Source organism: Tumebacillus avium (assembly GCF_002162355.1).
Taxonomy (GTDB): Bacteria; Bacillota; Bacilli; order Tumebacillales; family Tumebacillaceae; genus Tumebacillus_A; species Tumebacillus_A avium.
The window spans coordinates 1,661,158-1,673,582 of record NZ_CP021434.1 but is presented as its reverse complement, the minus strand read 5'-3'; the positions used below and the strand labels follow the sequence as shown (position 1 = coordinate 1,673,582).

Here is a 12,425-nt window from a genome sequence, read left to right as displayed (position 1 = left end):
ATGGTCAAGAAAAAGACAGGTCGCCCAAAACAACCTGTCCAAGTGTTCATAAGGCTATGGGATTATTGCTCCATTTGCTTCGCGAGGAAGCCGGCTGCGGTTTCAGCGAGTTTCGTTTCGAGTTCGCCCATCTTGACGTTCTCTTCGCGGGAGAGGAGGATCACGGTGCCGATCGGGTCGCCGCCGGCGATGATCGGTGCGGTCACCTGTGCGGAGAACGTTTCCGTTTTGTCACGGGTGATGCCATATTCACCAGGGGTAAAGCCGGTGATGGTCTTGCGATCATCCATCGCTTTTTCCACATCGGCACCGATCGGTTTTTCCATGAAGTCTTTCTTGGAAGAACCGGAGACGGCGATGATCACATCGCGGTCGGTGATCAGGCAGATGTGCCCAAGCGTTTCAGCCAGCGACTCTGCGTACTCTTTGGCAAAATCGCCAAGTTCGCCGATCGGCGAGTATTTCTTGAGGATGACTTCACCATCGCGGTCAACAAAGATCTCCAGCGGGTCACCTTCACGAATGCGGAGCGTTCTACGGATTTCCTTCGGAATAACGACACGGCCCAAATCGTCGATTCTGCGTACAATACCAGTTGCTTTCATGTCTTCGATTCGACCTCTCTTTCCGTGGAAGATTTTTAGTAAGGTTATGGATAGGTATCTGGTTCTATCTGTATGTGTTTCTATAGATAGCTATCTTCTGTTGGGATTATCTTGTCCACCGACTGTGAATTTTACCATTGGTACTTTGTGGTTGCAGACTGTGGTTTCGGTGTCGCCTCCTCTCTTTTCGGATGGGAAAGTGAGGTTAGTATGGAGCGAGGTTGGAATGTTTATGCACAACTAGACAGGTTGATCCAATGGATCGTAGATCACGACGAACGGCAGCTGTTTGGAGAAAATCGCAATGCTGAACGTATTCCCGTTTTCATCTTGATACGTAACCATATACTGGTCAAAATGCGGCTCGTACTGCAGTCCCTGATAGTCCAACTGCTTGTCGCTGTGCTTGATTGTCATGTATATGGTGGCCGTAAATCGGGCTTCCGCTTCCCGGAAAAAGGCGGTAAACTGCAGCGCGATGAACAAGGCAGCCAACAGCAAGTATTTTTTATTCATTCAGACAACTCCAATTCAAAAGAAAGCAACAGGCGGGCATGCCTGTTGCTTTCTTAGGTGTTATAAAGCCATGTTGTCGACCGCATCCTGCTCGCGCTTGGGCACGATCTGGTAGACGTCCATGAACTTCTCCAGCATCTGCAGCAACTCTGCCTCTTTGAGGCCTTTAACCTTCAAGGTGATGACGATCTGCTGCTGGGCGGTGAGCTTCATGCGATTGGGGAACTCGCGGGTCAGCGAGAAGAGCTTCTCCCCGTCGATTTTCTTGCTTTGGTCTTCTTGCAGGCGGATGATCACATCGCCTTGCGGGGTCTGCTTGATCTCCGTCATGCCGTAGCGGATCGCATTGGCCTTGAGGCGCGAAACGCAGAGCAGGTTGCGCACTTCGACCGGGATGTCGCCAAAGCGGTCTTCCACTTCTTCCTCCAGGTCGCGCACGTCTTCCAAGGTGCGGGCGGCGACGAACTTTTTGTAGATCTCGATCTTCTGCATCGCATCGGTGATGTACGTCGTCGGGATGTAGGCATCGACCGACAGTTCCACCGTCGGATCGGGCAGCTTCTCCACCTTTTCCACGCCTTCTTTGAGATCCTCGATCGCCTCCGACAGCATCTGCGAATACAGGTCAAAACCGACCGACGCGATGAAGCCGTGCTGCTGCGCACCCAGCAGGTTGCCTGCGCCGCGGATCGACAGGTCGCGCATGGCGATCTTGAAGCCGGAGCCAAGCTCGGTGAACTCCTTGATCGCCTGCAGGCGCTTCTCGGCCACTTCGGTCAATACTTTGTTGCGCTGGTAGGTAAAATAAGCGTACGCAATGCGGTTGGAACGCCCGACGCGCCCGCGCAGCTGGTAGAGCTGCGACAGGCCGAGGTGGTCGGCGTCATGCACGATCAGCGTGTTCACGTTCGGCACGTCAAGGCCGGTCTCGATGATCGTCGTCGACACCAGCACATCCGCATCCCCCTGCAGGAAATCAAGCATCGTCCGCTCCAATTCCTCCTCCGGCATCTGCCCGTGTCCGACCAGCACTTTCGCATCCGGCACGAGCTGCTTCAGATGATTGGCCATCTCCTGAATCCCGTTGACCTTATTGAACAGATAGTATACCTGCCCGCCGCGCCCCAGTTCCCGTTCGATCGCCTCGCGGACGATCCCGTCCTGCTGCTCGACGACAAACGTCTGCACCGGGAAACGGTTCTCCGGCGGCGTCTCGATCACAGACAGGTCGCGCACGCCGATCATCGACATGTGCAAGGTCCGCGGAATCGGCGTCGCCGTCAAGGTCAAGGCATCGACGTTTGTGCGCAGCTGCTTCAGCTTCTCTTTGTGCGAGACGCCAAATCGCTGCTCCTCGTCGATGATCAACAGCCCGAGGTCTTTGAAATCCATCGTTTTCGACAGCAGGCGGTGCGTGCCGATCACGATGTCGACCGAGCCGTTTTTGATGCCTTTGGTCACTTCGGTGATCTGCCCCTTGGAACGGAACCGGGAGACCAGCTCGACGTTGACCGGGAAGCCGGCACAGCGCTCTTTGAAGGTCTGGAAATGCTGCTGCGCCAAAATCGTCGTCGGCACCAGCACCGCAACCTGCTTGCCGTCCATCACCGCTTTGAAGGCGGCGCGGATGGCGACTTCCGTTTTGCCATAGCCGACATCGCCGCACAAGAGGCGGTCCATCGGGCGAGTCATCTCCATGTCTTTCTTGATCTCTTTGATACAGCGGATCTGATCGTCCGTCTCGTTGTACGGGAACATCGCTTCAAACTCGCGCTGCCACGGCGTGTCTTCTGTGAACTTGTGCCCCGGCGTGGCCTGGCGCTCCGCATAGAGCTTGATCAGGTCCTGCGCGATGTCCTGCACCGCCGACTGCACTTTGCTGCGCACGCGCTGCCATTCCGAGCCGCCCAGCGAGTAGATCTTGGGCTCTTTCTCTTCCTGACCGATGTATTTCTGGACGAGGTCGATCTGCTCGACGGGGACAAACAGCTCGTCTTTGCCTTTGTATTTGATGTGCAGATAGTCTTTGTGGATGCCGAGGATCTCTTTGGTCGAGATCCCCATGTATTTGCCGATCCCGTGGTTGACGTGGACGACGTAGTCGCCGACTTTCAGGTCCTGGTAGGACTTGATCTTCTGCGCGTCAGACAGCGTCTTCATCTTGCGGGTTTTCTTTTTGTTGGTGAACACTTCCGTCTCGGTGATCACGGCAAGGCGCAGCGAACTCAGCTCAAAGCCGGTCGCGAGGTTGCCGATCAGAATCAACGGACCGCGCCGCGCACCGTCCCAGTCCTGCAGCAGGTCGGCGCGCATCTTGTAGTCTTCAAGCACGCGGTGCAAGCGCTCGGCCCGCTCTTCGGTCGCCGCCAAAAAGACGACTTGGTAAGACAGTTTCGCCCAGCGTTCCAATTCGGACTTCAGCACGTTCATCTGCCCGTGGAAATTTTGCATCGAACGGGTGTCGACGTTGCTGATCGCCTGCGGAGTGATGCCGGGCACGGCGCGGGTGAACAGGGAAAACATCAGCTTGGTGCGGCTCTTGTCGGTGAAGATGTTGTTGCGCTTCTTCTCCGCGACGAGGCCGGGCAGCAGTTCGCCGTATTCGAGGGCGGTTGTGATGTTTTCCAAGTCCTCTTTTTCCAGCGCTTTGATGCTTTCTTTCAAACGGCTCGGCTCGTCATAGATAAACACGGTGTCCTGGCGCACATAGCGGAGCAGGTTGAACGGCTCCGGATCGATCAGCTCGAAATAGCGGTGCAGGTTGGGGAACCAGTTGCCCTGCTCCATCTGGTCGAGGTCTGCGCCCATGTTTTCGCGCAGCTTCTCAGCCACTTCGGCGTTTTGGAGCTTCGCGAGGTGCGTTTCGAGGCGCTTCTGCAGCTCGGTGCCTGCCGCCTGAATGCGCGCTGGCGGCGCGATCACTTCGCGGATCGGCCAGAACGACACTTTGTCGATCTTGCCCTGTGAGCGCTGGTCGGCCGGGTCGAACGTGCGGATCGAGTCGACTTCGACGTCGAACAGCTCGATGCGCACCGCTTCGTCACGGGTCAGCGGAAAGACGTCGATGATGCCGCCGCGCACAGAAAATTCGCCTTTGGACTCGACCATCTCCACGCGCTCATAGCCCAGGTAGGCGAGGTGAGCGGCGAGGTCGTTGATCTCGATCTCGTCGCCGACCTGCAAGGTCTTGCCGGCTTGCAAAAACTCGTGCGGAGAGGTCAGCGTTTCATGGAGCGCGGCGATCGGGGCGATGGTGATAAAATTCTCCCCGCGCACCAGCGACTCCAGCACCGACAGGCGGGACGATGCCAGCTCCGGCGAGTAGGCGAGCACATCCGCGTACCCCATTTCCCGGTTGGGGAAGAGGCGGATCTCCTCGCCTGGCAGCAGTTCCAGCAGGTCTTCAAACACCTGCTGGGCGCGGCCCATGCTGTGGGTGACGATCAGGAGCGGACGCGCCAAAGAGCCCCGAATCCCTGCAAGCCAGAGATGCTGAGCTGAACCGGTGAGGCCTGTGATCAGTTGGTCGCGGATGCCGTCCTGACAATTCTGCACGGTGCGCAGATAATCGCCATCCGAACTTAAAATTCGAACTAAAGATTGCACTCTATCCCCTCCGTAAGAACAAAACCAATAAGAGCAAAAAAAGCCTTAGCCACTCGCCAAGGCATTGTGCATCCCGAAGCTTGGAAAACTATTGCAGCGGATTGGACAGCAGGTTTAGTTCCGGATGTGCCTCCAGGGCTTCCTGACAGTATTCGCACACTGTTTTAACATAAGTTGAGTTCTCAATTGAATTATAAGTAATTATATCGGCGGCTTCATCCGGCGTCAAGGAACCAAAGCCCAGTCTGGCTTCATTCGTGTGGTTCCCGTCCACTTCGCCGAGCCGATTCTGACAGTGGCGGCAGTAGTAAATGATCTTCATGTGAGTTCGACCCCCTGTGCGCATACTGGTACTGAACGGTTCATTGCCTACCGTCCTAGTATGCACACGTGCGGTGACGCACATACCCACTTTTTACCGCACTGCCATCACTTACTTGGTGTTGAACTTGTTCATCGCCTTCATGAAGCCTTCGTCTAGGATACAATCTATGACGCTCTTCATGTTTAAGACCACTTTTTCGACATCTTCCATCTCTTCTTTGCGGAAGTTGGTCAGCACGTGCTTGATCACATCGGTGCCCGGATGCGGACGGCCGACGCCCAAGCGGATGCGGTTGAACTCCTGCGTGCCGAGGTGCTGGATGATCGACTTGATGCCGTTGTGCCCGCCCGCGCTGCCTTTGGTGCGCAGACGCATCCGCCCGAGCGGCGTGTCCATGTCGTCATAGATGATAAAGATGTCTTCCAGATCCGGCTTGTACCAGGCCATCGCCTGGGACAGCGCGTCGCCGGAGAGGTTCATATAAGTCATCGGCTTCAAGAGCACGACTTTTTCGCCTTTGTAAGTGCCTTCGCCGTACAGCGCTTTGAATTTGCTTTTGTTCACCGGGATTCCCAGCTCATCTTCCAGACGGTCGATCGCCAAAAACCCGATGTTGTGCCGGGTCAGCTCATAGTTCGGCCCCGGGTTGCCCAGTCCGATAAAAAGTTTCACGCGGGTGTCCTCCCAGTACTCAACTGTCCTTATTTTACCGCAAAAAGCCGCCCAATCAAGGGCGGCTTTTGGAAAACGGGCTTAACGGGCCACTTTGTCGGCCGCGTCTTTGCCTTTGCCTTCGGTGTCATGCACCAGTTCCGGCTCTTTCGGTTCGATCTCCGTATCGGCCGGCGCGTTTTTCGCCGCGATGACCGAGCAGACCACTTCGTCGGCCGGGGAGAGCAGGGTCACGCCCGCCGGCAGGGCCAGATCGCCGCAAGTGACGTTTTGGCCGATGTCGAGCGCCGAGATGTTGTGCAGGATAAACTCCGGCACATCGGTCGGCAGGCATTTGACCAGCACGTCGCGGGTCTGCTGCTGGATCACACCGTTCTTTTTCTTCTCGACCGTCTCCAGGCCGTCGAGGAAGATCGGGATCTCTACGTGCATCGGCTCGGCCAGATTGACCGCGTGCAAGTCGATGTGCAGCGGCTGCTTGTTCATGATGTCGCGGGTCACTTCATGCACCATCGCGGAGATGCGGCCGCCGTCGAGGTTCAGCTCGACCAGCATCCGGCCGTGGCCGCGCAGCTGCTTGAACGATTCTTTCGTTATGTAAATCGCCTGCGGTGCCATCTCTTTGCCATACACAATGCCCGGCACGTCGCCGCGGCGGCGAATGCTGTTGCGCTCGCCTTTGGTCAAGCTCGTTCTCGGATGTGCTTCCAGGTTCAAACGGTTCATCGCCATTCGTATCCAACCTCCCGTTTCACTATTACTGGATTAGGATGCCCATAATACGCTGAAAGTACACTCTAGAACATAGAAAACCCCCGACCGGAATGATCAGGGGTATCAAGCCTTACTTTTTGATAACTTCGATGTTTTCCCATTGCTTCGGCTCTTTCACATCGCTCAGGTAACGAGTGAGTTGCTTGCGAGTGGACGGTGCGTCATAGGTATAACCCCACCATTTGCCGTAGATGTTATACACTTGCGCTTCGTTGTACCAGTAAGCAGTGTAGGTGCCCGGGGAAGAAACGTTCAGATTCGACTTGTAACCTTTCGAATACGTCATAGTTGTAGAAGATACATAGTTGTAGCTTACAAATGCATCAACGTTCGCAATTTGAGCAATAGTCATGGAGCCAGAGATGCCGCCGCTCCAAGTATGTTGGCGGGTCGAAGTTTGTTGAATCGTTTGGCTGAACTCATAGGTCGCAGTAACGCCGGACGGAACGGTGATATCTGCGCGATGATTCAAGTGGTACTTGGTATCGACATACGATGCTACACCGTATGCGGTGTTGGAAATAAAGCCGTTCGCCTCATATACGGTAAAGGAATCTTCCGGCTGGATCGTCGGTGTCGTCTGGGAGTAGGAACCTACTTGGCGATCCGGTGCTTTTGCAAACGCCGCATTGGTTGCAAAAGTGGAAACGAGTGCTGCCGACATCAAGAGTGCTACTGCTTGCTTTTTCATTTTATTTCTCCTCTTCTCTGGCACCTAGTTGGCGGCCTTTTTATTTATATAAAAGTGCATTAATTTTGTCTGCCCGCCCCGTATGTGCACCTCTATAGCAACTTAGAAATGCTTCTCTTTCAGAAATGCGTTAAGTTTGTCTGTAAATTGTGCGAGTTGATTCAATGCGAGAATCCCCTCTTCGGCCATCATCGGTTGCGCCAGTGAAGTCAAACTGATGCTGTAACCTGCACCTTCAAAACTATACAAATAGACATCAGTGCTCGGGAAGATTTCATCATAGGCATCTTTGTAGTCGCCTTCCGGAGAATTGTAAAGCTTGGCATTGTAGCCAATGCTGTGTGACCACTGTTTTCCTTGAACAGAGTTGTCCGTTTTGCTAATGCTTAACAAAATCACAGCGCCGTTCGATTTATTTTTGTAAATCAGGTTTTTTTGTCGGGGATACAGACCGCCGTCGCCATATTGCGGTCCGGCAACACTATCCGGTACCAGAACGATCGAATCTGCATCTTTGATGAGTTCTTGGTAACCATCCACTTTGAAATTCTGCCCGATTTCTTTGATCAGGTTTTCATACTGACCGCTGGCTTTCCCCGTGTCGCCGACCTTGCGGTTCTCCTGTGCATTTGATGTCGCCTCTTCTTTCATGAACACCGAATTGCTGAACATACCGACAAAAAAAGCAGCAACCACTACACAACATACAATCAGTGATCGTTTCACGCTCAAATTCGTTCCCTCCCAAGTTTGTATATATCAAACAGTATACCTGAATAAGTTAAATTAGAAATTAGAAAAGTATAGTTTTCCTCTTTCAGCAATAAGACTATATTAGTATATATTTCCTATTTTGGCAATACCTTTATTAGTATACTTTTAAATAATATGGGGAAATAAAAAAACCCTCATAGGAGGGTTTTTCTTAGGTAAATAATTCGATTTTATTAAAACAAAGTCGATACGGACTCTTCTTCATGGATTTTCATAATCGCATTGCCGATCAGGGACGCCACCGACAGCTGGGTGATCTTGGTGGAGCCGTCCAGCTTCTCTTCGTCGAGGGCGATGGTGTTGCAGACGACCACTTCTTTGATCACCGACTGTTGAAGGCGGGTGATCGCAGGACCGGACAGCACCGGATGCACGCAGCAAGCGTAGACTTCGCGGCAGCCGCGCTCGATCAGCGCCGCAGCGCCGTGGGTGATCGTGCCTGCCGTGTCGATCATGTCGTCGATCATGATCGCCGTCTTGCCTTCGATGTTGCCGATGATGTTCATGACTTCCGAGACGTTCGGCTCCGGACGGCGCTTGTCGATGATCGCGATGCCGGCGCCGAGGCGCTCCGCCATGCCGCGGGCACGGGTGACGCCGCCCATGTCTGGGGAGACGATGACGACATCTTGCAGGTCTTTTTGCGCGAAATAGTCAGCCAAAAGCTTCTCCGCCAGCAGGTGATCGACCGGGATGTCGAAGAACCCTTGGATCTGGCCGGCATGCAGGTCCATCGTGATCATGCGGTGTGCGCCTGCCGTCTGGATCAGGTTGGCGGTCAGCTTCGCGGTGATCGGCTCGCGGGCGCGGGACTTGCGGTCTTGACGCGCATAGCCGTAGTACGGCACGACCACGTTGATGCTCTTCGCCGAGGCGCGCTTCAGCGCATCGACCATGATCAAGAGTTCCATGATGTGCTCATTGGCCGGCGCCGATGTCGGCTGGACGACAAACACGTCGCAGCCGCGCACGCTTTCATCGATCTTGGTGCGAATCTCGCCGTCGCTAAAGCGGATGACGGTGGAAGAACCGAGCGGCACGCCGACTTGATCGGCGATCTCTCGAGCCAGCTCCGGATTGGCATTCCCTGCAAAGATCTTCAGCTTCTTGTCCTTATATGGCGTCATGGTCCACTTGCCCCCTACCTTTTTTGCTGTTTCAGGCGCGCTGCTAATTTTTCCGTATAGCCTTCTTTGTTCACTTGGCGTTCCCGCGCGATCGCCAGCGCCCCGTCCGGGACGTCCTTGTTCACGGTGGAGCCGGCTGCGACGTAGACGTTTTGGCCAAGCGTCACCGGCGCGACGAGGTTGGAGTTGCAGCCGACAAACGTGTTGTCGCCGATGATCGTCTTGTGCTTGTTCACGCCGTCATAGTTGACGGTAATCGTGCCGCAGCCGACGTTGACACCCGATCCGACCTCGGCATCCCCGATGTAGGAAAGATGCGACACTTTGCTGCCTGCGCCGATCTTCGCGTTTTTGATCTCGACAAAATCGCCGATCTTCGCGCCCACACCGATGTGCGCCTTCGGACGCAGGTACGCAAACGGTCCGACGGTCGCGTCGTTTTCCACCACCGCGTCGGTCAGCACCGAGTGCTTGACGGTGACGCCGTCGTGGATGGTGACATTGACGAAGTGCGAGTTCGGGCCGATCGTGCATTCCGCGCCGATCACCGTAGCGCCTTGCAGCACGGTGCCCGGCCAGATCACGGTATCTGCGCCGATCTCCACGCCTGCATCGATGTACGTGTTTTTCGGATCGATGAAGGTGACGCCGTTTTTCATATGAGTAAGCGCGATGCGCTCGCGGATGATTTCGTTAGCGATCGCCAGCTGTGCGCGATCGTTGATGCCTTGAATCTCGCGCGGGTCGTCGGTCACGAATGCGTTGACCTTGTGACCTTCCCGGCGCAGCACTTCCAGGCAGTCCGGGAGGTAGTATTCCCCTTGCGCATTGTTGTTATCAATTTGTCCCAGCGCGTGGAACAGGAGTTTGTTGTCGTACAGGAAGACGGAGGAGTTGATCTCGCGCACCTTGCGCTCTTCCTCGCTCGCATCTTTCTCCTCGACGATGCGCAGCACGTTGCCTTCAGCGTCGCGGATGATGCGCCCGAGGCCAAACGGATTCTCGACCACCGCGGTCAGCACCGTCACCGCCGCCCCGCTCGCTTTATGCGCGTCCAGCATGCGTTCCAGCGTCTCTTGGCGGATGATCGGGGTGTCGCCTGCACAGACCAGCGTCAGCCCTTCTTCATGGCCCAGCTTGTCCTGCGCCATCATCACCGCATGCGCCGTTCCGAGCTGTTCGGCCTGCACCGCGTACTCCTGCTCGCCCAGCGTTTCCATCACTTGCTCTTTGGAAGCGCCCACGATGATCACTTTGCGGTCGAAACCGGTCGCCGTAAGCGTATCCAGCATGTGCTGAATCATCGGCTTGCCGCAGATTTCGTGCAAGACTTTGTGCTTTTTCGATTTCATGCGGGTGCCCATGCCCGCAGCCAAGACTACCGCGTATGTACCTGCCATCTGCCATCCTCCTCGTCCGGGAACTTCATATCTATCAACTGTAAACTCAAGTTTACAGGGATTGTCCAACACAAACTATATCTTATAAGATTCCCCATTTCAACCAACTTCACAGGATCGAAATAAAATATCCGATAAAAAAACAGACCTCGTAAGCGGGGGCTTTACGAGGTCTGTTATGTACGGAGTCGATCAGCCATTAGGCGATCGTTGCTTCTTCTGCGCTCTCTTCTTCTACGCGGTAGTATTCATTCAAAATCGCGTCTTGAATCTTTTGACGGGTCTCGGACGAAATCGGATGCGCGATATCGCGGAATTCCCCGTCCGGAGTGCGCTTGCTCGGCATTGCGACAAACATGCCGTTGTTACCGTCAATGATGCGGATGTCATGAATAACAAATTCGTTGTCGATCGTAATGGATGCAATGGCCTTCATGCGGCCCTCTGTGTTCATTTTGCGAAGACGAACATCAGTGATTTGCACATCTGTCACCTCTTTAAACGTTTGTGTTTTTACGTGTTGCCTAACTTAATCTTATAATACGACCTTTCATCGCTTAATTCCTTCTTACAGATCAAAATTTCTTAAAACCACTACATATAAGTTTAGTCTGGCTCTTATGATTATACTTAGAGGTTGATATAAATACTTCACACAAAATAAAAAACGCCCTTCGAGAGGGCGTTTTGATTTCATTTACTACTTAACAAACGCGATCAGTTCGATTTCCACGCCAACGTCTTTCGGCAGGCGCGCCACTTGTACGGTGGAACGAGCCGGACGATGGTCGCCAAAATACTCAGCGTACACTTCGTTGATTTCGCCAAACTGGTTCATGTCGGCGATGAAAACGGTTGCTTTCACAACGTCGGTAAACGATGCGCCGGCAGCTTCCAGCACGCCTTTGAGGTTTTGAAACACTTGGTGCGTCTGCTCCTTGATCGGGCCGGTGACGAGGTCGCCTGCCGGAGTGAGCGGGATCTGGCCGGACGTGAAGAGCATGTTGCCTACCTTCACCGCTTGGGAGTACGGGCCAATCGCCGCCGGAGCGTTTTCTGTCGAGATGATGTTCTTTTCCATTTTACAATTCCTCCTGACTAAAATAAGTGCCGGGGACGATCTCCACCTGGCTCGCCTGCTCATCAAATTCGCGCAGGGTGGCCAAGGAAACGTAGCCGGAGATCATCTTGTCCTGCGGCTCTTCGGTCGACATGAAGATGCCGGTGCCAACCACTTCGACCTGAAACTCTTTCATCAGGTCGACCAGAGCCTTGACGGTGCCGCCCGCCTTCATGAAGTCGTCGACAACGAGCACCTTGGACTTCTCCGGCAACGAGCGCCGCGACAGAGACATCGTCTGAATCCGCCGCGAGCCGGACACGTAGTTGATCGACACCGACGAGCCTTCCGTCACCTTGTGGTCACGGCGCACGACGACCATCGGCACGCCGAGATAGCGCGCCGTGGCGACCGCAAGCGGTATGCCTTTGGTCTCGACGGTGACCACATAGTCGGCCCCGGCGTCCTTAAAGCGGGCGGCAAACATCTTGCCCGCCGTGTCGAGCAGCATCGGGTCGCCGAGCACGTCCGACATGTACAAAAAGCCGCCCGGCAAAATCCGCTCCCCGGTGCCAAGCAATGCGCCGACCTTGCGCACATACTCCAGACCGAGGTCTTCGCGAAACCCCGGCACATAACGCACGCCGCCCGCAGCGCCTGCCTGCGTCTCCAGCGTGCCGAGCCCTTCGGACTCCATCACTTCGCGGATGATCGCCAAGTCTTCGCTCAACGATGATTTTGCCGAGGAGAGCTTGTCAGCCATCTCCGTAAGCGACAGCACGCGGTGCGGCTGTTCCAACAGTATTTGTGTCAGTCGCACGATACGCTCACTGCGTCGCATTTTACTCACCCACCTGTCCCCTTCCGAAACACGA

Annotated in this window: 13 protein-coding genes; all 13 read right to left on the bottom strand. The window is 54.7% G+C overall.

The window, feature by feature from the left end; genetic code table 11:
- Nucleotides 1–62 precede the first annotated feature (62 nt).
- Nucleotides 63–605, bottom strand: a complete 543-nt coding sequence (gene spoVT / locus CBW65_RS07755) for a stage V sporulation protein T (RefSeq protein ID WP_087456375.1) — start codon at nucleotides 603–605, stop codon at nucleotides 63–65.
- A gap of 240 nt (nucleotides 606–845) precedes the next feature.
- Complete coding sequence (locus tag CBW65_RS07750) at nucleotides 846–1,121, bottom strand: hypothetical protein (RefSeq protein WP_087456374.1); 276 nt, start codon at nucleotides 1,119–1,121, stop codon at nucleotides 846–848.
- Nucleotides 1,122–1,181: 60 nt separating this feature from the next.
- Nucleotides 1,182–4,727 (bottom strand): transcription-repair coupling factor, encoded by a 3,546-nt coding sequence (mfd, locus tag CBW65_RS07745; protein WP_087456373.1) that lies wholly within the window; start codon nucleotides 4,725–4,727, stop codon nucleotides 1,182–1,184.
- Nucleotides 4,728–4,815: 88 nt separating this feature from the next.
- A complete protein-coding gene (locus tag CBW65_RS07740; RefSeq protein WP_087456372.1) occupies nucleotides 4,816–5,049 on the bottom strand; it encodes an anti-sigma-F factor Fin in 234 nt (77 codons plus the stop codon).
- A gap of 111 nt (nucleotides 5,050–5,160) precedes the next feature.
- Nucleotides 5,161–5,724, bottom strand: coding sequence for an aminoacyl-tRNA hydrolase (gene pth, locus CBW65_RS07735; RefSeq protein ID WP_087456371.1), 564 nt, complete (start codon nucleotides 5,722–5,724; stop codon nucleotides 5,161–5,163).
- A gap of 81 nt (nucleotides 5,725–5,805) precedes the next feature.
- Nucleotides 5,806–6,456 carry a 50S ribosomal protein L25 gene (locus tag CBW65_RS07730; protein WP_232463465.1) on the bottom strand — a complete coding sequence of 217 codons (651 nt, stop codon included), beginning with the start codon at nucleotides 6,454–6,456 and terminating at the stop codon, nucleotides 5,806–5,808.
- 112 nt (nucleotides 6,457–6,568) lie between these two features.
- Nucleotides 6,569–7,189 (bottom strand): hypothetical protein, encoded by a 621-nt coding sequence (locus CBW65_RS07725; protein ID WP_087456370.1) that lies wholly within the window; start codon nucleotides 7,187–7,189, stop codon nucleotides 6,569–6,571.
- Between the two features lie 102 nt (nucleotides 7,190–7,291).
- Complete coding sequence (locus tag CBW65_RS07720; RefSeq protein WP_157721834.1) at nucleotides 7,292–7,921, bottom strand: hypothetical protein; 630 nt, start codon at nucleotides 7,919–7,921, stop codon at nucleotides 7,292–7,294.
- Between the two features lie 215 nt (nucleotides 7,922–8,136).
- Nucleotides 8,137–9,090, bottom strand: coding sequence for a ribose-phosphate diphosphokinase (locus tag CBW65_RS07715; protein WP_087456368.1), 954 nt, complete (start codon nucleotides 9,088–9,090; stop codon nucleotides 8,137–8,139).
- 14 nt (nucleotides 9,091–9,104) lie between these two features.
- Nucleotides 9,105–10,490 (bottom strand): bifunctional UDP-N-acetylglucosamine diphosphorylase/glucosamine-1-phosphate N-acetyltransferase GlmU, encoded by a 1,386-nt coding sequence (gene glmU, locus CBW65_RS07710; protein WP_087456367.1) that lies wholly within the window; start codon nucleotides 10,488–10,490, stop codon nucleotides 9,105–9,107.
- Between the two features lie 199 nt (nucleotides 10,491–10,689).
- Nucleotides 10,690–10,974, bottom strand: coding sequence for a septation regulator SpoVG (gene spoVG / locus CBW65_RS07705; RefSeq protein ID WP_087456366.1), 285 nt, complete (start codon nucleotides 10,972–10,974; stop codon nucleotides 10,690–10,692).
- Nucleotides 10,975–11,190: 216 nt separating this feature from the next.
- A complete protein-coding gene (locus CBW65_RS07700) occupies nucleotides 11,191–11,571 on the bottom strand; it encodes a RidA family protein (protein ID WP_087456365.1) in 381 nt (126 codons plus the stop codon).
- 1 nt (nucleotide 11,572) lies between these two features.
- Nucleotides 11,573–12,400 carry a pur operon repressor gene (purR, locus tag CBW65_RS07695; protein WP_087456364.1) on the bottom strand — a complete coding sequence of 276 codons (828 nt, stop codon included), beginning with the start codon at nucleotides 12,398–12,400 and terminating at the stop codon, nucleotides 11,573–11,575.
- Between the last annotated feature and the right edge of the window lie 25 nt (nucleotides 12,401–12,425).